The following is a 23,312-nucleotide window of genomic DNA, read 5'->3' as shown; positions in this document are numbered from 1 at the left end:
AGTTGAACCCCGTTCAAAAGTCAAATAAATTACTCCTAAATGACGGCGTAGAGCCCCGATGCCGGCCGGATGCTTATTTTCCGGGCAAAGCGTTTATGGGCTCAGACCGCAGTGCCTGATGGCCGAATTGTCAAGCATCGCCGGCAGCCCCCCGTGATCCGCGGGCCGGAATCCAAATACATGTTCCCATGTTTTTTCATCTTCCATGCAGAAGTAGACGCATAGGTCCGGGGCCCGGGCTTTGATATCATCGATGAATTTTTTATAAAGGGCATGCCGCAGGGGTTTAAAATATCGCATTTTGCCGTCCAGGCCTTTAATAAACTCGCCGTAAATAATCTTGGAATCCGGAAACCGACGGGCAACAATCGGTTTTAAATCCGGCATAAACCGAAAACTGCCGACGCTGATCCAGACGATCTGATCCGGATTGATCCGGGTGAAAAGCCGGTCCAACACATCCGCATACTCCTGTTCGCATCCGGGATAAAGAATAAGGGGGTCAAAATGAAAGGCCAGGGGGTAACCGGCCTGCTGGCACCGGTAAGCCGCCTTGAGTCTGGCCTCTAAACCGGCTGTTCGTCGTTCCTCTCTTTTTATCACCGTTTCGGTGTTTAAAGACCAGGCCATAATGGTTTTCCGGTTGTGCGCCAAATCCAGCAAATGATCAATCCGCGTGGTTTTGGTCTTTATCTCCAATACCATCTGGGATTGTGTGGAAAATTTTTTAATCAGTTTTTCCGAAATCGCATCAATGGATTCCCAGATCAGGCTGTCCGTAAATTCGCCGGTACCGATGCGCCGAAACCGCCTTTGGGCGAAGGCCTGATCAAGGGCGGCCATCATGGCCGCCTGGTTGACATAATACTGCAGCATGGGGGGGTGGAAATAGGACTGAAGGATACAATAGGCGCAATCCATCAAACAAAAGGTGCCGATATGAAGGATCATGTAGCGGCAGCAGGTATAGCAGCGGGTGCCCGGGCAGGGCCGGATAAACGCGCCCTTATTATGGGTGACGAACAGCCGCTGTTTGCCGGCACTTACCGGATCGGGCAGGCCGGCAATGGCGCGGAATACGGATTCCGCCGAATCGACGACTTCTGCGGGGATGTTGAGCCGGGATTGAATCTGCCGGGTGAGCGGAAAATCCGCCACGTCTTTGTCAATATAGAGGTGCTTGATCGTCAATTTGCTTATCTACAATCGCAGTAAAGCGGGGATCATCGGCCATATTCGACAGGGCTTCAATTCGCTCTTTGAATTCAAGCGGCGAGCGAAATGTTATGGTCATTGAAAACCGGTCGTCTTCTAAACCGGCCGGGGCGGAAAGCCTAATATCGGCCGGCAGATTAAGGGCCTTGCGGTTTTTTTCCATCACAGCCTCAAAACGGCAGATCGTCGGATACCGCCGCTCTTTCAAAACGTTCCGAACTTTTTTTAATTTCTGCGGCCGATCGAGATCTTGGTCCGCAAGTATCTCCGGAATCGGGGTGGTTTTAAGAACATCGGGTATGGATTGATCGCAAGCCCCGGCGATTTCCTGGATCCACTCCAGCATCTCCTTTTGCTGATTCAAAGTCGGCCGCAGCCCATCAAAAAAATCAGCCAAAGCCTCGGCTGCCGGAGGTTCCAGTTTTTCTAAGGCAAGGGCGATGGTCAGGGGAATGGCCCCGGACAGAATCTGCGCCTGGACCGAATCCGAAAGGCGACGCAGCCGCTTAAGGCGGGAGATGAGCCGCTGGTTTAAAGACAAGCCGAGATTTTTGCCAAAATTGATCAGCTCTGCTGTGTTAGAAAAAAATGGCGCCAGTTTTTCAACCGCCCGGGCCTGTTCAATGAGATTGAGTTCCCGATGCTGAGCGTTATCCGCAATTGCAATCCCCGCGATATCGTATGTTTCGATATCCGACGGCATGATACGCGCCGGAATGCGGGACCAGCCCAGCTGCTCAGCTGCCGCAAGGCGTCGGAACCCGCTGACAATTAAATACCCGGCGGGCTTAATCGGATACAGAATGGGCGGATTGAGGCATCCGAGAGCCTTTATTGAGGACGCGAGCTGCGAATCGGATGGACGCGTTGAGATTTTATACGTATTATCCCCTTGATCGATCAAAGACAGCCGAACTGAAGCGGTGTTAAAATTCATGCGTGCGGCCGACCAGGGAGTTCAGGGCATCCATGTATTTCTGTCGGGTATTGGCGATGACCTCCTCCGGAAGCATCGGGGCAGGCGGTGTTTTGTCCCAGTCAAGGGAGAGCAGATAATCCCTTAAATACTGTTTGTCGTAGCTCGGCTGGGGACCGCCGGGCTGATAGGTGGCCTTTGGCCAGAATCTTGATGAATCTGGGGTTAGCACCTCATCGATCAGGATCAATTGATCCCCGTCATAGCCGAATTCGAATTTCGTATCAGCAATTATAATCCCTTTTTCTTCGGCGATGGCCGCGCCTTTTTGATAAATGGAGAGACTCAAGTCCCGGATATGCTCCGCGGTCCGGCGGCCAATCAGATCCACCACCGCCTCGAATGTAATATTGATGTCATGCTCACCAAACTCCGCTTTGGTGGAGGGGGTAAAAATCGGCTCAGGCAGCGGATCCGATTCTTTGAGGCCGGCGGGCAGTTTGATACCGCAAACCTCGCTGTTCTGTTGATAGGATTTCCATCCGGACCCGGAAATATAGCCCCTTACGACGCATTCCACGGGCAATGGTTCGGTTTTTTTGACCAGCATGCTTCGGTCTTTTAGAATATCCTTGTAAGGCTGACAGGCGGCCGGGTATGCATCCACATCGCTAGTTATGACGTGATTGGCGACAATATCCGTCATGATATCAAACCAGAAAAGGGAGATGTGATTCAGTATCCTGCCTTTATCCGGCACCGGATTGGGCATAACCACATCAAATGCGGAGATGCGATCCGTCGCCACCATTAACAGCTGATCGCTCAATTCATAAATATCCCTTACTTTTCCCTGTCGCGTCAGCTCAAGATCTGAAAAATCCGTCTGAAATATTGCCTGTCCCATAAAAAATCCGTTATCCACCCTTAATTTAGAATTTTTAAGCACCTAAAAAAGGTGCCGGCTATTTGCTATATTGCTTGTTAAATTCGCTGATATAGCGCTTCAGAATGGTATATGCCTCCGGCGGCACTTCAAGAAATTCAATTCCTGACTCAAACTTGTTTTCCTTGCCGCGATTGCAGTATACCACCTTGCCCCGGATATCGACGAGATCATCTTCAATACCGATGGAAAGCAAAACCACGTATTTGCTTTCAATGGCTTCATGCGTTTCCAGTTGAAGACCGGTCTCGCTGATGTTTAGCGTCCGGCCCATTCCCTGTGTCCATTCTTTGCCGTCTGCGTCCAGGCATACATAGGAAATGAGATTCAGGGAATCATAACGCTCGTGTCGTCTTTTATTCTCTCCCATTGGAAAACCCCTCACCTTATTAGTTAGTTACCCCTAACCCGCATTTAAATTTAAGCATTAAAAACTAAATTTCACTTCGCTGATAAACTGTTACTGATCCGTCTGTCCCACATTCATGGTGTCAAAAAACCGCCGGGTGGTGACAGATATGGAAGCGGCGGTGTGCTGAATTAAATTTTTAAATGTCTGACTCAGTTGGTTGAATTCTTTTCTCACCGGGTTGAGATTCAGGGGCGCATATTCAAAATCCGGAGACACATACAGAGCTGCTGAATGCGGTTCATGGGCGGTATTTAAAAAGGGAATGTGCCCGATAATATCGCTGGGACCGAGTCGGCACAATTCGATAAAGCCCTTATTCAGACTGCGAACCACAATGGCCTCTCCGTTTTGTATCTGATATACCGCCTCTTCGTTTTTCTGGTGCGTAAATGTCTGAAAGTCATCCATCCGTTTTTGAGCCTGTACCATGTTTAGCAGGGCCCGGGCGCAGTTCGTGGTAACTTGCCGCAGACGGTTATCCAGAGAAGCCAGGATCAACTGGAAAACCGGGGACAACTCGGAAAACTCTTTAAATAAAAGGTCATAATCCATCACCCCCAATTGCACATCCGTAATCGCTACCACGGTGGCGCTTCGCTGAACACTGCCTTTGCGCATGAATGAGCCGATACTGCCGATAAACGCCCCGTCGGAAAGCTGATTAATCGGGACACGGCCCTCCGGCAGCATTCGAATCACTTCCACTTTGCCCTGCAGTACGACCCAGAACCAGTTGCCGTATTTTTCCTGGAAAACAATCTCTTTGCCGGCAGGAAATTCTTCTTCATCCACGATGTAGATATAATCAACGAGCGGCCCCTTAATAACCGGCAGATCAGAAGCCTCATCCGAGCCAGACCCGCTTTTCACATCATCCCCGTCACCGCCGAGTATTTCGATTTCTCCATCATCAAACATTCGCAGGGCATCCAGGATAATTTCCATGCGGCTTTTTTTGATAACCCGTTCACAGCGGACGGCTTCATTGATGAACTCGTAGTCCGCATCGAGCCAGCCGAAGAGCCGATTTAACGCATCAAGGCCCTTATATTCGCCGGCTTCCGCATTCACCGGATTGCCGTCGATAATATAGATACGCCCGGGATGGGCTACACTATGGGAGTTCAGTTTCAAAATGCCGGTGCTGGCATTGCCGCCCAGCAATTGGAGCAGTTCCCCCAATCCGATAAATTTAAGGTTGCCCTTTAATACAACATTGGATTCCATAATTATTTATCTTGCGCCCATTGAAATTCTTTCTGCAGATGCTGCAGCGTCAACTTCATAATCCGGGACAGCGTGTGGCCCACGCCTTCCCCGGTCAATGCGCTGGCGTTAAAGCCCGGGGCTTTCAACTGTCGATTCAGCTCATGATCCATCTTTTCAACCGGCATCAATGGCAATCCCTGTTTTTCAAGGTCCCGTTTATTATACTGCAAGACCAGTGGAATTTTTCTGATATCCATCCCCAGGTTTTTAAGGTTTTCATGGAGGTCTTTTAATGAAAGCATATTCTTTTCTCTTCGCACTTTTAAAGAGTCCGCCACAAAAACAATCCCATCCACCCCTTTTAAGACCAATTCCCGCGTAGAGCGATATTGCACCTGTCCGGGAACCGTGTATAGCTGGGCCTTAATCTCACATCCTCTGATTTTGCCGAGTCCAAGCGGCAGAAAATCAAAAAACAGCGTACGGTCGCCATGGGTATCAATAGAAATCATTTTGCCGGCGACCTGCTTGGTATAGTTTTTATGGATAAATTCCAGGTTGGTGGTCTTGCCGCTGCGTCCCGGCCCGTAATAAACGATTTTGCATTGAATTTCCCGATTTTTAAGATTCAGCACCGCCATAAGTAAAATGATCTCCGGTCAATGTATGTACACGGAATAATTGGCATCGCATCCAGTGGCATCTAAGTTTGAATGCTCAGGATCTTTATTTCCAGGCTGTAGTCCCCTTTTTTCGGTCCGGCATTAATGGTCACTTTGGAAGAAATATAGCCGATTCCGGAAAAAATCGCCATGGGCGAATAAAATGTCATCCCGTTCAGTTGATCCCCGACATTTAAGCTTTCGATAAGTTTTTGATCCTTTCTGGGCACCAGCATCTTGAGGTATTTACCCGCCTGAAAACTGACTTCCAACTCGACCGCCTCGCCTTTTCGCGCGCCTCTGGGCAGAGTGAAGCGGGTGGCATTGATATCCAGGATTTCTTCATCATCAACCTGGGATTCCGGTTCGAGATCCTTATGGATCTTGTCCGATGAAATCCGGGCGTCCAGTCCGGCGTTTTGAACGAGTTCCTCAAAATAAGCGCGCACGCTGTTGACCTCATCCAGGGTTAATACGTTGCCGGACATCCATTGTTTCACGCGCCCCAGCGCCTTATCCACTTCGTTTTGCTGCACCCAGCACCAGATAATATTCCTGGCCGCCTCAAGCCTCAGTGAATCATAAGAAAGAAGTCGGGTCAATTCCTCAATGGCCTGATCATACTGCCCGAACTTCGCCAAGGCGAGCGCGCCGGCCAGGGATGAGGACCCTTTGGCTTCGGGGTCATCCTCTGTAATCATTTCTTTGATGACCGATCGGGCGTCCTCAGAGACCTTTGGCGGCTCGGGCGTAGCGAACTCGGTCTCCATTTGGGTATAAAGGCCATCGATTTTGTTGGCGATTTTTCTCAGCAGGCTGTCTTTGTTTTTAATGTTCTGGGTGGATTCGATCAATGTCTGAACATTTTTGTAGGTGTCCAGGGCTTCATTCAAGAGCCCCTGGGACTTGTATAATTCCGCTTCTTTAATCAAAGATTTGACTTTTTCCCCAAAATTCATCTTCGCCCTAAGCCACAATCCGTTATCCAGAAAAATGAACCCGCCATCGACATGACGTATCCGTTTAATTCACCGTCAGATGGAATAAAGCCAATAATATCTGCTTGATAATTAGTATCCATGGTATCCTTATTTAAACGGTTTCTCAAGAAAATTCTTTATCTATCAGTATTTCCAATTAAAAGCGAGCCTAAAATATTTCATGCCTTCGGTCAAAAGATTACGAATCATCAGGCCGGATTATTTTTTATGCAGGTAAAAATAAAATACAATAAATTTAGTTTGATATGCCTATACTTGGATCTTGAATTTTTATTGACAGATATTGCCATTATTCATAGCTTAGAAAAATTAGTTGAGAGAAAGCACTTGTTCACATCTTAAAGCGAGGAGTCGGCCATGGATAAAAAAGTAACGGTTATCGGCGCGGGCAATGTGGGGGCAACAACTGCCCAGCGGCTTGCGGAAAAGGAATTGTGTGATGTGGTTTTGATCGATGTGGCGGAAGGTCTGCCCCAGGGAAAAGGCCTTGATCTTTTGGAAGCCGCCCCCATAGAAAAACATGATGCGGCCATTATTGGCAGCAATGGATATGAGGCCTCTGCCGGTTCCGATATTGTGATCATTACCGCGGGCATCCCGCGAAAGCCCGGAATGAGCCGGGATGATCTGTTAAAAACCAATACCAACATCATGAAATCGGTTGCGGCTGAGGCGGCCAAGCATTCGCCGGAGAGCATCCTGATCATCGTCAGCAATCCCCTGGATGCCATGTGCCAGGTGGCCATGGAAACCAGCGGGTTTCCCAAACAACGGGTTATGGGCATGGCGGGCGTGCTGGATTCCGCCCGGTTTAGAACTTTTATCGCCATGGAACTCAATGTTTCAGTGGAAAACACCCATGCCTTTGTTCTGGGCGGCCACGGCGACACCATGGTCCCCCTGCCCCGGTTTTCAACCGTTGCCGGCATTCCCATTACGGAGCTTCTCTCCGAAGAGCGGATCGAGGCCCTGGTGGACCGGACGCGTAAAGGGGGCGGGGAAATCGTGGGCCTCTTAAAAACCGGCAGCGCCTTTTACGCACCCGCATCAGCGGCGGCGGAGATGGCCGAGGCGATTATAAAGGACAAAAAGAAGATACTTCCCTGTGCCGCCTACCTGGAGGGTGAATACGGGATTTCGGATATTTTCATGGGCGTGCCGGTAAAGCTCGGCAGCCGGGGAATTGAGGATATCATTGAAATCCAGCTGACCGAAGAAGAAAAAACCGATCTAAACGGTTCAGCCGAAGCGGTCCACAGCCTTATGGCGGAAATCCGGCAGCTGACCTGATCCCCCTGTGCTTACGCTTCAGCTCAATCGGCATTCAGCGCTTTTTGAATATTTTCGGCTGCCCGGCGGTTCATTCCGGGCAGCCCGGCCAGTTCCTCAACAGAGGCGGCCCTGATTTTGCGGATGCTTTTGAAATGCTTCAGCAGCAAAGCCTTACGCTTTTCGCCGATACCCTGAATCCCGTCCAGGCGCGAACGCATCGCCGTCTTACGCCGCTTCTGCCGGTGATAGGTAATGGCATAGCGATGCGCCTCATCCCGTATTCGCTGAATAAAGTACAATACATCCTTGCGGCCAGCCAGATTGAGCGGGTTACGCCGGCCGGGAACATAGATTTTGTCACTGGTCTCCCCCCGGTCCGTATCCGCCTTGGCAATGCCGATGACCGGAAATTTATCCCCAAGCCCCAGTCTGTCCAGCACGGATACCGCGATATTTAACTGGCCCTTGCCGCCGTCAATAACCAGCAGATCCGGCAATTCTTCAGTGGCGGTATGGTTTGGATCAAACCGCCGTCCCAGCACTTCGGCCATACAGGCATAATCATCCGCCTGGCCCACATTTCGGATGATATAACGCCTGTATTCGGATTTATCCGGCACGCCGTCCGCATAGACCACCATGCCGGCGACCAGTTCCTGCCCGGAAATTCCGGAATTGTCCACACATTCAATACGCCTGGGCAGCCCATCCAGCCGGAACTGCTGCCGAAGTCCCTCCAGCATGGACTGATTGGCCATTTCCGCCTCGATCCGCTGGGAAAGCCGGGTTTTCGCGTTTTCTTCACACATTCGGATCAGCCGGACTTTGTCCCCGCGCCTCGGGTGATGAAGCCGGACTTTTTTGCCCTTTTTCTGGGAGAGCCATTCCGCATACAGGGATTTATCTTCATGCTCACAGGGAATCAGAATTTCTTCAGGAATTTCCGGGGCGGCTTCATAGTGCTGTTTTAAAAACGCGCCGATAATCTCGGCATCCGTTGCCGTGTCCTCATCCACCCGAAAATCCTTTGCCCCCTGCATAAACCCGTTCCTTACAAACATGACCCAAAGCAGGGCATATGGCGGATCACTGGCTATGCCGATCACATCGCGATCCACGAAATCCGGGGTCACCGCCACCTGCTTTTCAACAGTTTTTTCAATGGCAAACAGCTTGTCTCTTAGGCCGGCGGCTTTTTCAAATTCCTGGCGCTCGGCCGCAGCCGCCATCTCCGACCTGATCTTGGCGGTTAATTCAGCGGTGCGGCCGTTTAGAAACATTCGCACCTCATTGACGATTTCATGGTATACCGCGGGGCTCACCGGTTTGCAGCAGGGCGCCAGGCAAAGATCCATCTGGTGATAAAGGCAGGGCCGGCTGCGGGGCTTGATTCGGGAGGACGTGCATTTTCTCAGCCGGAATGTTTTGTTTATAAGCTTAAGCGTCTGGCGGACCGCGCCGGCGGAGGCGAACGGGCCGAAATAGGCCGCCCCGTCATTTCGGATTTTGCGGACCACCTGAAGGCAGGGGTAGTCGCTTTTCATGTCTATCCGCAGCGAAGGATACCGCTTATCATCCTTTAAGATCACATTGTAGCGGGGCCGGTGTTTTTTAATCAGGTTGGACTCTAATATCAGGGCCTCTTTTTCAGAACCGGTCTGGATGATATCAAAGGCAACGATTTGTCGGACCAACACCCCTGTCTTGACATCCATATGCGGACTGTCGCTGAAATATGAGCTCAACCGGTTTTTGAGATTGGCGGCCTTGCCGACATAAATAATCCGCTGTCGGGCATTTTTCATAATATAGACCCCCGGTCCGGATGGCGCGGCCGTTGCTTTTTCTTTAAGGGAGGCAGTCATGGCAGATATATTTTTTTCAAAGATTACGGGCTTGCCGCAAAATCAAAAACCATCAGTTTTTTGAGATCACTGATCCGATCCCTGAGCCTGGCCGCTTTTTCAAACTCCAGATTTTTGGCCGCCTCATGCATTTCTTTTTCCAGGCGCTTGATCTTGCTATCCAGATTATCAAGTGAGGTATAATCCGCGATCGGTTCCGCCACCTGCCCGTTTTCCTGCCCGGCCGGCTGCTGATAGATGTGTTCAAACCCGGATGCAATTTTTTTGTCAATGGTGGCGGGCGTAATGGTGTGCTTTTTATTGTATGCGGCCTGAATCTCCCGGCGGCGGTTGGTTTCATCCGCCGCCTTTTTCATGGATTCAGTGATCACATCCCCATACATCAATACCGTACCGTTCACATTACGGGCCGCCCGGCCGCAGGTCTGGATGAGCGACCGGGTGGATCTCAGAAACCCTTCTTTGTCGGCATCCAGAATTGCCACCAGGGAAACCTCGGGGATATCAAGACCCTCCCGCAGCAGGTTGATGCCCACCAGCACATCAAATTCCCCCATGCGCAGATCCTGGATAATGTCAATGCGCTCCAGGGTTTTGATATCCGAATGCAGGTATTTGACCCGAATCCCAAGGTCCGCATAGTATTCCGTCAGGTCCTCGGCCATGCGCTTGGTCAGGGTGGTCACCAGCACCCGTTCATTTCGCTCAATGCGGGGGCGGATTTCATCGAGCAGGTCATCCACCTGGTTGGCGGCCGGTTTGAATTCAATAGCCGGATCCACCAGGCCGGTGGGCCGCACGATCTGTTCGACCACTGCATTGCCGCTGTTTTCCATCTCATAATGGGACGGGGTGGCGGACACATAGATCGCCTGGGAGACGCGGGCCTCGAATTCATCAAAGCGCAGCGGCCGGTTATCCAGGGCAGAGGGCAGGCGGAAGCCATATTCTACAAGCGTCTGCTTCCGCGATCGGTCGCCGTTATACATGCCGCCGATCTGCGGGATTGTTATATGGCTTTCGTCAATAAATACCAAAAAGTCATCCGGAAAATAATCCAGCAGGGTGGGCGGCGGCTCCCCTGCTAAACGGCCCGTCAGATGGCGGGAATAGTTCTCAATGCCGTTGCAGTAGCCCAGCTCATGGATCATTTCGATGTCAAAATTGGTGCGCTCCTCGATACGCTGAACTTCGATGTATTTCCTGTTATCTGAAAAATGTCTGATCTGCTCCTTAAGCTCCGCCTTTATGGCATCGATCACCCGTTTGCGGGTGCGCTGCCGGGTCACATAATGGCTGGCCGGAAAAATGGTCACCCGGTCCAGGGAAAGCAAAATATTGCCGGTCAATGGATCGATCTCTGCCATGGCATCGATTTCATCGCCGAAAAATTCGATCCGGATGGCCACCTCATCCTCATGGGCCGGAAAAATTTCCACCCGGTCGCCGCGTACCCGGAACACGCCCCGGTAAAAATCCGTATCATTTCGCTCATACTGGATGGCGACCAGATCCTTTAGCAGTTGATCCCTTGAAACCTCTGCGCCCGTCTCCAGATCCAGGCGCATGGCCAGGTAATCTTCCGGTGCGCCCAGTCCGTATATACAGGAAACGCTGGCCACCACAATGACATCGCGCCTCGATAATACCGAACGCGTGGCGGAATGGCGCATCTTGTCAATCATCTCATTGATGGAGGAATCCTTCTGGATATATGTGTCACTCACCGGAATATAGGCTTCCGGCTGGTAATAGTCATAATAGCTTACAAAATATTCCACTGCGTTTTCCGGGAAAAATGCCCGGAACTCATTATACAACTGGGCGGCCAGGGTTTTGTTGGGGGCGATTACCAGCGTGGGCCTGCCCATGCGCTCAATCACATTGGCCATGGAAAAGGTTTTTCCTGATCCGGTCACCCCCAGCATCACCTGATGGGCCCTGCCCTGCTCTAAGCCTTTGGACAGCGTGTCAATCGCCTTTGGCTGATCCCCCTTGGGAACCATTTCGGTTTGAAGATTAAAATGTGTCATATGGGTGAAATATAAATCAGGATATGGAAATGCAAACCCGGTAAAAGGCATAAACCTTTAAAAACAGCATTTCAGTGGATGGGGTCTATTTGGCATACCGCCAGATGGTGCCGTCCGGGCGGTCCTCCAGTTGGATATGCATTTCCTTGAGCTGGTCGCGGATGCGGTCGGCGGCTTGAAAGTCTCTGGCCTTTCGGGCGGCTTCCCGCTCTTTGACCAGTTTTTCGATGGTCTCAACATCCACGGACGTCTGTTCCAATACCACTTCCCGCTGTTTTTCAAAATACCGGGCCGGGGTTTCCGCAAGCAATCCCAGCACATTGCCAATATTCAGCATATCCCGGCATATGGCGCGGATTTTGTCCTGTGCGGCAAGATCTTCAGGGGCTTCATCAAGCAGGCGGTTGGCCTGCCGGACCGCATCAAAAATCACCCCCAGGCCCTGGGCGGTGTTAAAATCATCATCCATGGCCTCGCAGAAGGACTGCCAGAAATCCGTGCCATTAAATGCGGTTTCCTCCCCGGGGCCGGCGGCTGCCGGCAGTTCGGCAAAAGTTGATTCAATCCGCTCCAGCAGGGTATAGATTTTGTCCAGCGCGCTCGAAGCCTCCTTTATAGCCTGGTCCGTGAAATCCACCGGGGAACGGTAGTGGTTGGAAAGCAGAAAGAGCCGAATCGCCTCCGGATGGCAGGTTTTTAGAATATCCTTGATCATCAGGAAGTTGCCCAATGACTTGGACATCTTCTCATGGTTGATATCCACAAACCCATTATGGATCCAATATTTTACAAACGACTGCCCATAGGCGGCCTCTGACTGGGCGATCTCGTTTTCATGATGGGGAAAGATCAAATCCTTGCCGCCTCCGTGAATATCAAAGCTCTCGCCCAGGTAATCCGCGCTCATGGCCGAGCATTCAATATGCCAGCCCGGCCGGCCTTTGCCCCAAGGGCTGTCCCATGCCGGCTCATCTGGTTTAGAGGCCTTCCAGAGGACGAAATCCATGGGATTGCGTTTCTGCTTGTCGATCTCCACCCGGGCGCCGGCTTCCATCTCGGATAGTTTTCGGCCGGACAATTTGCCGTAAGTCGCAAATTTTTCAACCGCAAAAAACACATTGCCGCCCGCATCATAGGCGTATCCCTTTTCGATCAGGCGCTCTACCACCGCAATGATCTGATCAATATGCTCGGTGGCTTTGGGCTCATAATCCGGCCGCTTGACATTTAACGCGTCCATATCCGCATGGAATTCATCAATATATTTTTCAGCCAGCTCGGCAGGGGATATTCCCAGTTCATTGGCCCGGTTGATAATTTTATCATCCACATCCGTAAAATTTCTGGCATAGAGGACTTCATAGCCCCGCAGCATGAGGTAGCGGTAAATCACATCAAAGACTACAATGGATCGGGCATGGCCGATGTGACAAGAGTCGTAAACCGTGGGGCCGCAGACATACATGCGAACGCGGCCTGGTGTCATGGGTTCAAAAGGCTCTTTTTGCCGGGTCAGGGTATTGTAAACGCGGATTGTCATTAAAGGTGTTTACTCCTCTATATCATGTAAAATTATGAATTCATGCGAATCTATTCTCATAACGATGATGTAGCGCTTTTGTCAATCAATCAACACAACGCACATGGCGGCGATCCCCTCTCCTTTGCCGATAAAACCCAGCCTTTCAGTGGTTGTGGCCTTGATGTTGATGCGGTCCGCGGGCAAGGCCAGCACCTCGGCAAGCTTTTCGCGCATGGCCGTTTTATAGGGACTCAGCTTGGGCGCCTGGGCAAAGATGGTGGCGTCCATATTGATGATTGTCTGATGGTGGGGATGGATGCGCCGCCAGGTTTCTTTGAGCAGATTCAAACTGTCGGCATCTTTATAACGGGAATCGCTGTCCGGAAAATGCTCGCCGATATCCCCCATTCCGGCCGCGCCCAGCAGTGCGTCACATACGGCATGCACCAGCACATCCGCATCCGAATGACCGGCCAGGCCCTTATCATAGGGGATCTTAATACCCCCAAGGATCAGGGGCCGGCCCACGGCAAACGCATGGACATCATAGCCCAACCCGATTTTCACCTGCCCAACCTTTCCTCATATCCTGAACACTGAAACCTGAACACTGAAACCGCCCTCCCCCCGCCTATATCAAATACAGTCTCGGATCATTGCGCCTGGCCGCAGGAATGGTCTGCCCCCGTTTTAAATGGACAATATAGTCGATAATTACCGCGACCGCATGCGCACAGGGACTGATAATCGGATTGCATCCGCACTGCGCAAACAAATCCCCTTCTTCCAATTCAACCAGCACGGCAAAGGATTCTTCTTCCGTTACCCAGGCCAGGAGGCCGCTGCCCCGGCTGGTTTTTGAAAGCTCACTGACCGCCCCTTTCTGCTGGAGTTTCCGTCCGTTTAGCACGGCTGCCTTGTTGGACCAGGCCGTAAGCTGCCCCCACGTCAGTTCTCTGCATACATCAGAGAGTGAATTCATCCGTCCCGGACCATTAATCAGGCCGGCTACTGGGACATGCCGTTGATCAATGCGGTCACGTTCTGTCCCAGGACCGAATGGTTATAGCCCCCCTCGAGCAGGGCAAAGCAGCCGCCGTTATTCTGTTTTGCCCGATCCCTGACCAGCCGGCCGATGGTGTGGTAGTCTTCTGTGGCCAGCAGGCCGCCCCAGTCATCTATATGGTTGTCAAAACCTGCGGAGATACCGATGATATCCGCATCCACCGACGCCAAAGCACTTTCAATTTCCGAAATGTAGGCAGTCCGGGAGCTTTTGGCCGGGTTTAAAATATCGACCCAGTCCGCATCGCCCAGTATATTAACCGTTCCATCACCGTAATGCAGATCGATATCCAGTACATAGGCGGATTGGATGCGCTGTTCCGTTTTAAGGGCGAGCAAAGCAATAGCCATGTTATTAAAAAAGCAGAATCCCCAGGCAGCATCGGCTGAGGCATGATGGCCGGGCGGCCGAATCAGTCCGAAAGCGGGCTCGGACAGGCCGAGCCGGGCGGCGGCAATCCCACCGCCGGCAGCCAGGGCCGCCATAGCATAGAGTTCCTGCTCCTGAATAATGCGAATATGGTCAGCCGTATGGGCCAGATTGATCTCTTCATATGTCGCCGGCTTGGGCTCAACAAAGGTGATATCAGTTGGCAAAGCCCTGACAATGGCTTGAATACGGCCGGGCTCGGCTGCCGGATCGGATGTATAAACCGTATAAAATGCCTGGTCAAAAACAACCTTCATATGGGCCTCCTTAAGCGCTTGTAAGCATTCAGAACTGACAGAAAATACCGAATTCGCTTATCCATCCGCCAATATCCAAGTCATTGTCCCCCATCCGGTCCACACTGCTGTATCCGGTTTCAATGAGCGCGCCGGTGCCTTTAAAATCTTCGTCTGTGTTATAGAATTTAAATCCGATTTTGCCGTGATATCCACCGACCCATTCTTCAACCGAGGACATGAGAGAGCTGTCATCCGGCTCCTCCTTAACATACCAGTAATCCGGGCCCACGCCCACATAACCCGTCACATAATCGGCGATGGGAAAATGGAACTTAATGGAGGCGGCCGTGGGGACCATTTCGATTTTGGCTGAAATATCGGTGGACTCCCCGGATGCGGTCAATAAATCACCGGAATCCTGGAAATAGCCGCTTTCAATTTCAATTGAGATATGCTCGGTGATGAATCGGTCATAGAAAATGCTCACCGGATAGGAGTTTTTTCCATACACATCGCGGTAATCGGATTCAGCCGCCACATAGTATCCGCCGGTCAGGCCCACCGTATTATTGCCTGTGGGCTGCCATTGTTCGGCATGGGAATATCCGCCGCCCACAACCACAACAATTAAAATAAGTCCGGCAGCGGGCAGCCGCTTTACTAAATAACCAAGGGATAGGGCCAGTCCGGCAGCGAGCAGGCTGCCGATAATTGTCCATAGTCCTGGCAATCTGCCAGACTTGCCGGCCCCGGCAATAAAGCAGCCGCCGTCATAATCGCCGGATTCGTTTAAAAACAGGCTGATATCTTCAATCCTAACCGATGTTTCATCGGTTTTGGCGCTCTCATTGGCGGCATTGTCATAGGCTGAAGCGGTAAAATACCAGGTATCGGCGTCTTCGGGCAGTTCGGTAAATACATGGGAGCCGGCTTTGCCGATGTCTACGGAGTAATCATATTGACCGGAGGCCGTTCCGTAATAGATGTTATTACCGGCAAAATCGGCCATTTGTTCGTTAGCCGAATTAATCGATATTTTAATTCCATCCGGTCCGGCCAGAGCCCCGGAAATGCCGTCCGGTTTAAACGGTGCCCGGGTGTCCGGCAGTGTATCCACAATCACTTCCTCTGCTTTATCAGACTCATTATCCGACTCATCCACCGCGGTGATGGTGAAGTAATATCGGGTGGTCGTGTCGCCGGCCTGAATCTCTATTGTCGCCGCCGTGCTGTCACCCACATCCATACTGTTGCTGTGCGCGCCGGCCGTGGTGCCGTGGTAGATATTATAGTGGTCCAGATCCGATGCCGTATTGGCGTCCCACTGAAACTCCATGTCATTTGTCATTTCAGGGGCAGTGACAATAATGTTGGTTAGCGTAAACCCGGTGGGCACGGCCGGACTCTGTTCGTCTTCGCCAGTGCTGATGGATTGAACCGGCGAGCGGTTGCTTTCCACATTATTATCAACGGATGATACGGCAATAAAATATTCCGTCCCCTCTTCCAGCCCGGAAATGGTGTATTCGGTGCTCGGATCTTCCACTGATGCACTTTGATTGAGGGTTGTGGCACTGGTACCCCAGTAAATATTATATGTATCTGCGTCAGAGTCGCCATCCCAATTAACTGTTATGGTATTTCGGGTTGCAGAAAGCGAAATATTTTCCGGCACATCCGCTGCATGTACTATAACCGGAATCATCAGAAATAAGCCGCTCAGAATGCCGGCTATCATGTGCCTGTTCATCGGTTAAGCCTCCTTTACCGTTTCTTCATCTTTTTGTCGGTTCATATATAAACAGATGCTGCCGGGATCATCGGTCATGATGACATTTGTCCCCATGCCCAGTGCCTTATCCAGAGTAGCTTTGGTGTTGCACGAATAGGTCATGGCCTTTAATCCATTTGAATGGCAATGCGCCACAAATCGTGCAGATATTTTATGAATCGGCAGGCTGGCGGCATAAAGATTTACCGGGCCATTCCATGGTAAAAATTTTTCAGTTTTCAGATTCAGCCCATAGGTCAACTGCGGGGCGCGCCGCATGGCCGTGGCAATAATATCCGTATCAAATGACAGAACCATTATTTTTTCAAACCGTTCAGCAGGGATGATGTTTTGGATCAGGTCGACCGCTTGATGCGCCAGCGCGCAATTCTCTGTTTGCCCGGCATTGGCCCTGTCAGCTTTAATCTCAATCAGCAGCCGGCTCTGACGGCCGAACTGGTTGAGCGTATCTTCCAGGGTAAGGATGGGTTCCCCGGCATAGGCATTCGAAAACCAGCCTCCCCAGTCCATTTGGCAGAGCTCGGAATATGTATAGGCGGAAACCGGTTTACGGGCGCCGTTAATTTTTTTAAGGCTCGCATCATGAAAAATGACGGGCACGCCATCCCGGCTCAGCTGCACATCCAGTTCAATGCCGTCTACAGGGTAGCTAAGCGCCTTTTCAAATGCCGCCCGGGTATTTTCCGGCGCCTCAGTCATGGCCCCGCGATGCGCGATGAGCCAGGGAAACGCTGCCCCGCGGTCAATCCACTCGCCAGGCGGCTGCCTGTCAGTAGTTGTTGATATCCCGGACATAGGCAAGAAAATCTTTTTCTGATAAAAAGGCGGAGATCATTTCACATAATTTTTCATGCGTATCCACCCGATAAGCACCTTTCTCATCTTTGCCTGCCGCCTGTTTGGCATTGTCCACCACTGCCTGAAGGGCAGCCGCCGGTATATCAATGGTTGCATTTATCCTAATCATCTCATCAGCGGAAGCCACAACCGGATTCCTTTCTTTAGCAATTTGTTGTCAAAAAAGTCCAAAAAAATATTATATATTGATTGTTTAAAGTATCGCTTCAAATAAACGGCTTCCCTACGCCTGAAGCACAATGCCGCTGGGCAGGGATTCCCCGAAGATTTCTGTTTCATCCTGCTTTTCAAGGGAGATGACGCGGGTAACGGGTTGAATCTGCCCGGTCATCTCATGCCGCGTCAGATAATCGACCACTTGTTCTTCAAAATCGGACGGGATGTCCCGCGCCCGGTCTCCGGTTTTTCGGGCCATGAGCGTCAGCGCCGATCCAATGGGCCTGGGATTTTTCCATTCCGTCTGCAAAAGTTTTTTAATCCAGCCGGCCGCTTCATCCGGCGGAATCACCCGATCCACAGGGCCATAAAGCATTTCCCGGGCCCCGATCCGGGATAAGGTCCAGAAAAGCTGGGGTTTGGTTTTTTTGGGGTGAAGCTCAGATAAGAGCTGTCGGCCCAGTTCGATTTTGTCCTTGACCATCAGCCGCTCGAGATTGGCCGCCGCCATCCAGAGTTCCAGGCGCTCCTGGGCCTCAAGCCGTACCTTTGTGTTTTTCTTCGGCAGCAGCATCGGCCGTATGTCCTGAAAAATCTGCCGCTGCTGGCCGGAGTTCAACCCTGCCGCCACCCGGCGCCACAGGATCCACCATTCGGCCTTGGCCTGGGCATTTTTTTTAAATGTCACCCCGGGTTTATAGAGCTTCCACAAGGACTTCATCCGCTGGCCGTCCATACCGTCCCCAAGCCCGGGACGCATGCAGAAGCCGCTCAAATTCAGCCACCGGATTTCGTGTTCCGCCGAATTTTTCCGGGCTGCCGCCACTGCCAGCGCCTCATCCGCCACTTGCCGGATAAAGCCCAGCGGCCATTTTTCCTTGGGGCGTTCCACGATTTTGGCAATGCGCTTTATTATGCCGGAAAGCTCGGCCGCGGCCGTATCTTTGGCAAAGGCATGGCGAACCGCCTGAATCGCCTGGTCCACCCGTTCGGCTTCAAACACCTCGGTTTCTCCGACCGTCTTTGCGGCATCCGTATCCCGGAGCTGAAACTGAAGCCGCCACCGGTGATTGGTGGAAACCGAGCGGCACCACAGGGCCAGAACCCCCATTTCCGTGTATTCTGCCTCTATGGCCACCGGCAGAGTGGTTTTTTTGCCTTTCTGACCGAACTGGATCACGGTTTGCAAGGGCGGCAGAGGGGTCAGCGTTTCGTCGATGGGCAGGACATCTCCGCACCTGTCGCCTGAGCGGAAGCTTGAACTGTAGAGCTCAAAACTGACCGGCTGGTTGGTAAGCACTTCGAATTTCCGGTCTTCCGGCAGGGAAATCGTGGATCCTTCATCCACGCCCCGCTCTACCAGGCATATCGCGGCTTTCTCTTTTGCCACGGAATCGGTTGTCCGGGTAAATCCCAGATAATATGAGCGCGGACTGCCGCTGCCCACGCGTACGCCGATTCCGGTTTTAACCAGACCGTAGTAGGAGGCGCCCAGTGCTACCGCCAGGTCCGGATTGGGGTTTTCAAGGACGCGCGGTCCCTGCTGGTCCTTTATGTCAAACCAGTGACGAATGGTTTTCCGGATCTGTTCCTGAACCAGGCTGGATTTAAGGGTTCCGCCGTTAAAAAGGATTAAATCCGGAAACGCGGATCGCTCACCCAGGAAGTTACGGATGTCATCCTTGTGTTTCTCAAGGAACATGCCGATATGCCGGGTAATGGCGGGGTCGGATTCATAGGGCAGCCCGAATTCGGAAATCCCCTTTTTGGGGGGCTGGTCGGCTTTTTCCGCGGGGGCCGCCTTTGCGAAAAACCCTTCAAGCAAAATTTTTTCAAGAGTTGGCCGATCCAGCCGGGCGGTGAGGGTCCCGGCGATTAAACCCGTGCCCTCGCCCATCATGGTGATGGTTTCTGTCTCCGTACCCTGATCTAAAATATTTTCCTTGGCCTGTCGGCATAAATGGCAAAGGGTCTTCCAGCGTTCATTGGAGAGCGGCTGACGGCTGTGAAACTGCTGCTCCACATGCCGGGCCAGGGCCAGATCAATATTATCACCGCCCAGGATCAGATGATCGCCCACGGCGATCCGCTCAAACCGCGGCGAGCCCTCTGTTTCTCTGAGGGTGATCAGGGTGAAATCCGTGGTTCCGCCGCCCACATCACAGACCAGCACAAGTTCGCCGGGCTGAATGAAATCCCGCCATTTTTTTTCATGCTTGATCAGCCAGCTGTAAAAGGCCGCCAAAGGTTCCTCAAGCAGGGTAATATGTTTAATCCCCGCCATATTGGCGGCTTCAATGGTAAGGTCCCGGGCCACCTCGTCAAATGAGGCGGGCACGGTCACCATGACCATTTGATTTTCCAGATACAGGTCGTCGTTGTCGCCCTGCCGGCTGTTCCAGGCCAGTCGGATATGTTTGAGATACGCGGCAGTAGCCTGCACCGGCGAAATTTTGGGAATCTCTTCGCCCGCGCCCCAGGGAAGGATCCGGGCCCGGCGGTCGGCCTGACTGTGGCAGAGCCAGCTTTTGGCAGAGGATACCAGCCGGGATGGGATTTTTGCCCCATGGTCCCGGGCCAGGGTGCCGGCAAAATGGTCATCATCCGCCTGCCAGGGAAGTTTTATCGCATCCTCTGAAATATCGTACTTGCCGGGAAGATAACAGAAAGACGGCAGGACCGGCAGGGCGCTTACTTCGCCCAGTCCGGTCAACTGAGGTATTTTAAACAGCTTGATGCCCCGGTTTTTGGATTCTTCAGCTTCAAGATCCACATATGAGACCGCGGAATTGGTCGTTCCCAGATCAATGCCGATGATATAGCGCTGCTCGCCAGCCATAGGGTTATTCCTGCTCCCGGACGTTAAATTCCAGCTTCCACCGCTGGTCGCCTGAAACATCGGCGCACCAGAGTTCAAGGGTACCGATTTCAGTAACCTTGATTTCCAGGGTCACCTGAATGGCCGTGCCGGGCTCGCCATCGAGTATCGTCTCGATGGTGGTGATCTCCTCGATTTCGCCCTGCCAGTCCTCGATGATGCTGCCGGCCGGATCCGACTGCCGGACGATGGAGCCCAGAAAATCGAAGCGCACCGGTTCCCCTACAACGAGGGTAAACACCTGATCGGAAACATACAAATCCGTGCCCTCTTCTGTACCGAACGGGGCCACGCAAAGGGCTTTGACCGGGGCCGGCATACCCGGCACCGCCGGCATTGAGGCGGCAACAGCCACGTAATAGGTTTTATTCAGTCCGCCCCGGATCCGGATGCCTTTTCCCCGGCGGGCAAGCCCGTAATAGGCCGCGCCCCGGGCGACGGCCAGGTCAAAGGATTCGGCATCCAGGGTGCGGATGGAAGACTCGGATGCGGCTGGCATCCAGGAATTTAGAACTTCCATGATGCGCCGGCGGATCGCCTTTGGCTTCATCACCCCGCCGTTGAATAAAATGGCGGTCGGCAATTCGCGGGCATCCGGTGAGGGGCCGGCCTGGTGCTGGCTTATGAATTTGGCCATGTGGCGGGTCACGGCCGGATCGGACTCATAGGAAAGCCCGGCCTCCTGAAGCCCGACTTTCTGCTGGCGTTGGGGCGCGGCGGAGGCCTCGCAAACGGGAAAGAAACCCTCCACGATCACAGATTCCAGTTCATCACGGACCAGAGAGGCGCGCATGGTGCCGCCGATCAGGCTGCTGCCGCGGCCCAGCACAGTGACCGGGTATTCACTGACATTCGGATCGGAAAGGATCTGTTCCTTGGCATTTCTGCAGCTCTGCACTACCCCCCGAATCTGCCAGGAATCGAGTTTGTTGCCGGATTCGGCCAGTTTCCGGGCGATGGCATAAGCCAGGGTTAGATCCATATTGTCGCCACCCACCAGCAGATGCTCGCCAACGGCGATCCGCTCAAGGATGAGCTCCCCATCGGCTTCGGAAATCCGAATCGTGCTGAAGTCCGTGGTGCCGCCGCCGATATCGCAGACCAGGACCAGATCCCCCCTCTCCACCCGCTTCCGCCACTGATCGCCGGCCGCCTCAATCCAGGAATAGAAAGCCGCCTGAGGCTCTTCCAGCAGGGTAATATTTGGGATACCCGCGGATTCGGCCGCCTGTACGGTGAGTTCCCGGGCTACGGCATCAAAGGACGCCGGCACAGTCAGAAGAATTTCCTGGTTTTCCATGCAAAGCCGATCATCCGCATCCGCCATTTCGTAATTCCAGGCATCCCGAATATGGGAAAGAATCATGGCCGATGCCTCGATGGGGGATAATCGCTCCGCATCCTCCGGCGCATCCCAGGGCAGAATCGGTTTATTCCGATCCACATGGGTATTGCAGAGCCAGGATTTGCTCGAGGCAATCAGCCGGTTGGGGACCTCGGCCCCGCGGTTGCGGGCGAATTCACCGACAATCAAATGATTTCGCGAGTTCCATGGCAGGGTCAGTGCCTCGTCCGCCATCTCATGGCGGCCGGGCACATAGATAAATGAGGGCAGGATATCACGGCTCTCAACCACGCCCACATCCACCAGCTGCGGAATCCGGAAAATGCGGATATCCGCGGCAGATTCAGAGTCGGCTTCCGTATAGGCGACAATGCTGTTGGTCGTTCCTAAATCAATTCCGATAATATATGCCGGGTCTGTCAAAAAACCCTCCTGATAGTTAAGTTTTGTTTGAAGCCTGTTTTTTGGCTACTGAATTTCAACTTCCGCAGGCGCGATGATTCGGGGATCCTGCGTAACAGAAAGGGTCGGCAGCTCAAGTTTTGCCGCCCGCCACCCCCGGTGCCTGAGAATGCCTTTAAACGGGGGTTCCCCGCTGACATTGCCGGTCAGCTTAATGGCGGCTGAATCAAAATCCGCCGGCACCGTTACAGTGTCGCCCTCATTTTTTTCAAGTACCGGCTGGGGGGCGAGGGATTTATTGATGGTTTTTTTGCAGTTGTCCTGAATACTTCGCACGGCGGCGCCAATCTGTGCGTCCTCATAAAGGTTCAAATCCTCTTCAAAGAAATCAACCAAGCGGCCTTCCCGCTGAAGCACGGACAGCAAATGCAGGTAATACCGCTGATTCAAGTCGTGCTGCGCCTTTTTATCCGCCCGCGGCTTTTCCTCGGTTTTGACCGGGGGGCTTTCGGCCCTTTTGGCCTTTTTCGCCGGCTTTTCCCTTTTTTTAGGCTTTTTGGCGGATTTTTTGGCTTCAATCAAGCCGTTTTTACGCATCTGCCGAATCAGCGACCCCCGTAGGAAAAGCCATAGAATCAATCCCATGAACACTAAAACACCCGTGGAGATCGGAATAAAATAGGGATTAAAAAAATCCATCCAGGGCTGCAATCGATTAAGGCCGGCTTGAAGCGCCGGGGTCTCTTTAGCCGCCTGCTGCAGTAACCGCAAGGGGATGAAGCGTGTTAAGAGGCAAATTCCCCAATATCCGGCAGTGTTCAGTAAAGCTGACAGGATCAGCATGAAAAAAATAATCCAGGCCAGACTTCGCCGGGAAAAGGATTTTACGATGTTCATGACCGGGCTCCTCCCTCAGTATGGTCCCCCACGTCATTTAAGAATGCGCAGGACGAATAAAAAAACGTTGGTTGGCACCAAAAATAAGGATTGCTTTTGCATTGTCCACAAAGACTATTAATCAAATGCGCTGTTGAAGGCATTTAATTAAATATATACCACTTAGCTGTCAAGCAACTTTTGATGGCTTCGCAATA

The 23,312-nt window shown here is 52.3% G+C and carries 20 protein-coding genes; 1 reads left to right on the top strand and 19 read right to left on the bottom strand.

The features are described 5' to 3' along the window. Nucleotides 1-93: 93 nt before the first annotated feature. The 7 genes from U5L07_02195 to U5L07_02165 form a co-directional block, all read right to left on the bottom strand. A complete protein-coding gene (locus U5L07_02195) occupies nucleotides 94-1,191 on the bottom strand; it encodes a DNA photolyase (protein ID MDZ7830544.1) in 1,098 nt (365 codons plus the stop codon). After that, nucleotides 1,166-2,152 (bottom strand): ParB/RepB/Spo0J family partition protein, encoded by a 987-nt coding sequence (locus tag U5L07_02190; protein ID MDZ7830543.1) that lies wholly within the window; start codon nucleotides 2,150-2,152, stop codon nucleotides 1,166-1,168. Before U5L07_02190 ends, U5L07_02195 begins: the two co-directional genes overlap by 26 nt. Further along, a complete protein-coding gene (locus tag U5L07_02185; protein ID MDZ7830542.1) occupies nucleotides 2,142-3,038 on the bottom strand; it encodes a phosphoribosylaminoimidazolesuccinocarboxamide synthase in 897 nt (298 codons plus the stop codon). Before U5L07_02185 ends, U5L07_02190 begins: the two co-directional genes overlap by 11 nt. Nucleotides 3,039-3,096: 58 nt before the next feature. Further along, nucleotides 3,097-3,447, bottom strand: coding sequence for a PilZ domain-containing protein (locus tag U5L07_02180; GenBank protein MDZ7830541.1), 351 nt, complete (start codon nucleotides 3,445-3,447; stop codon nucleotides 3,097-3,099). Between the two features lie 90 nt (nucleotides 3,448-3,537). After that, nucleotides 3,538-4,716, bottom strand: coding sequence for a cyclic nucleotide-binding domain-containing protein (locus tag U5L07_02175; protein MDZ7830540.1), 1,179 nt, complete (start codon nucleotides 4,714-4,716; stop codon nucleotides 3,538-3,540). A gap of 2 nt (nucleotides 4,717-4,718) precedes the next feature. After that, entirely contained in the window at nucleotides 4,719-5,339 is a 621-nt protein-coding gene (locus tag U5L07_02170) for an ADP-ribosylation factor-like protein (GenBank protein MDZ7830539.1), read from the bottom strand. A gap of 62 nt (nucleotides 5,340-5,401) precedes the next feature. Further along, nucleotides 5,402-6,319: a hypothetical protein gene (locus U5L07_02165; GenBank protein ID MDZ7830538.1), complete on the bottom strand. Its 918-nt coding sequence runs from the start codon at nucleotides 6,317-6,319 to the stop codon at nucleotides 5,402-5,404. 399 nt (nucleotides 6,320-6,718) lie between these two features. On the opposite strand from U5L07_02165, the gene mdh reads away from it, so the two are divergent. Continuing rightward, nucleotides 6,719-7,651 (top strand): malate dehydrogenase, encoded by a 933-nt coding sequence (gene mdh / locus U5L07_02160; GenBank protein MDZ7830537.1) that lies wholly within the window; start codon nucleotides 6,719-6,721, stop codon nucleotides 7,649-7,651. Nucleotides 7,652-7,674: 23 nt separating this feature from the next. Here mdh and uvrC read toward each other — a convergent pair whose 3' ends face one another. The 12 genes from uvrC to U5L07_02100 form a co-directional block, all read right to left on the bottom strand. After that, nucleotides 7,675-9,498, bottom strand: a complete 1,824-nt coding sequence (gene uvrC, locus U5L07_02155; protein ID MDZ7830536.1) for an excinuclease ABC subunit UvrC — start codon at nucleotides 9,496-9,498, stop codon at nucleotides 7,675-7,677. Between the two features lie 23 nt (nucleotides 9,499-9,521). Beyond that, complete coding sequence (gene uvrB, locus U5L07_02150) at nucleotides 9,522-11,531, bottom strand: excinuclease ABC subunit UvrB (GenBank protein ID MDZ7830535.1); 2,010 nt, start codon at nucleotides 11,529-11,531, stop codon at nucleotides 9,522-9,524. Nucleotides 11,532-11,616: 85 nt separating this feature from the next. Then, complete coding sequence (gene cysS / locus U5L07_02145; protein MDZ7830534.1) at nucleotides 11,617-13,071, bottom strand: cysteine--tRNA ligase; 1,455 nt, start codon at nucleotides 13,069-13,071, stop codon at nucleotides 11,617-11,619. Nucleotides 13,072-13,152: 81 nt separating this feature from the next. Continuing rightward, complete coding sequence (gene ispF / locus U5L07_02140) at nucleotides 13,153-13,620, bottom strand: 2-C-methyl-D-erythritol 2,4-cyclodiphosphate synthase (GenBank protein MDZ7830533.1); 468 nt, start codon at nucleotides 13,618-13,620, stop codon at nucleotides 13,153-13,155. Between the two features lie 64 nt (nucleotides 13,621-13,684). Beyond that, the gene (locus U5L07_02135; GenBank protein ID MDZ7830532.1) at nucleotides 13,685-14,035 is read right to left on the bottom strand and encodes a hypothetical protein; all 351 of its coding nucleotides are present in this window, start codon (nucleotides 14,033-14,035) and stop codon (nucleotides 13,685-13,687) included. 26 nt (nucleotides 14,036-14,061) lie between these two features. Then, complete coding sequence (locus U5L07_02130) at nucleotides 14,062-14,805, bottom strand: histone deacetylase family protein (protein MDZ7830531.1); 744 nt, start codon at nucleotides 14,803-14,805, stop codon at nucleotides 14,062-14,064. A 28-nt stretch (nucleotides 14,806-14,833) separates the two neighbouring features. Next, nucleotides 14,834-16,537: a fibronectin type III domain-containing protein gene (locus U5L07_02125; protein MDZ7830530.1), complete on the bottom strand. Its 1,704-nt coding sequence runs from the start codon at nucleotides 16,535-16,537 to the stop codon at nucleotides 14,834-14,836. A 3-nt stretch (nucleotides 16,538-16,540) separates the two neighbouring features. Further along, nucleotides 16,541-17,374 carry a glycerophosphodiester phosphodiesterase family protein gene (locus U5L07_02120; GenBank protein MDZ7830529.1) on the bottom strand — a complete coding sequence of 278 codons (834 nt, stop codon included), beginning with the start codon at nucleotides 17,372-17,374 and terminating at the stop codon, nucleotides 16,541-16,543. Further along, the gene (locus U5L07_02115) at nucleotides 17,349-17,564 is read right to left on the bottom strand and encodes a hypothetical protein (GenBank protein ID MDZ7830528.1); all 216 of its coding nucleotides are present in this window, start codon (nucleotides 17,562-17,564) and stop codon (nucleotides 17,349-17,351) included. Before U5L07_02115 ends, U5L07_02120 begins: the two co-directional genes overlap by 26 nt. Nucleotides 17,565-17,660: 96 nt before the next feature. Next, nucleotides 17,661-20,432, bottom strand: coding sequence for an Hsp70 family protein (locus U5L07_02110; GenBank protein ID MDZ7830527.1), 2,772 nt, complete (start codon nucleotides 20,430-20,432; stop codon nucleotides 17,661-17,663). Nucleotides 20,433-20,436: 4 nt separating this feature from the next. Then, entirely contained in the window at nucleotides 20,437-22,239 is a 1,803-nt protein-coding gene (locus U5L07_02105) for an Hsp70 family protein (protein ID MDZ7830526.1), read from the bottom strand. Nucleotides 22,240-22,284: 45 nt separating this feature from the next. Next, nucleotides 22,285-23,115 carry a DUF2760 domain-containing protein gene (locus U5L07_02100; protein MDZ7830525.1) on the bottom strand — a complete coding sequence of 277 codons (831 nt, stop codon included), beginning with the start codon at nucleotides 23,113-23,115 and terminating at the stop codon, nucleotides 22,285-22,287. Between the last annotated feature and the right edge of the window lie 197 nt (nucleotides 23,116-23,312).

This window comes from Desulfobacterales bacterium, assembly GCA_034520365.1.
GTDB lineage: Bacteria > Desulfobacterota > Desulfobacteria > Desulfobacterales > Desulfosalsimonadaceae > M55B175.
Note: the sequence above shows the minus strand (reverse complement) of the source record. Positions and strands in the feature narration are given on the sequence as shown.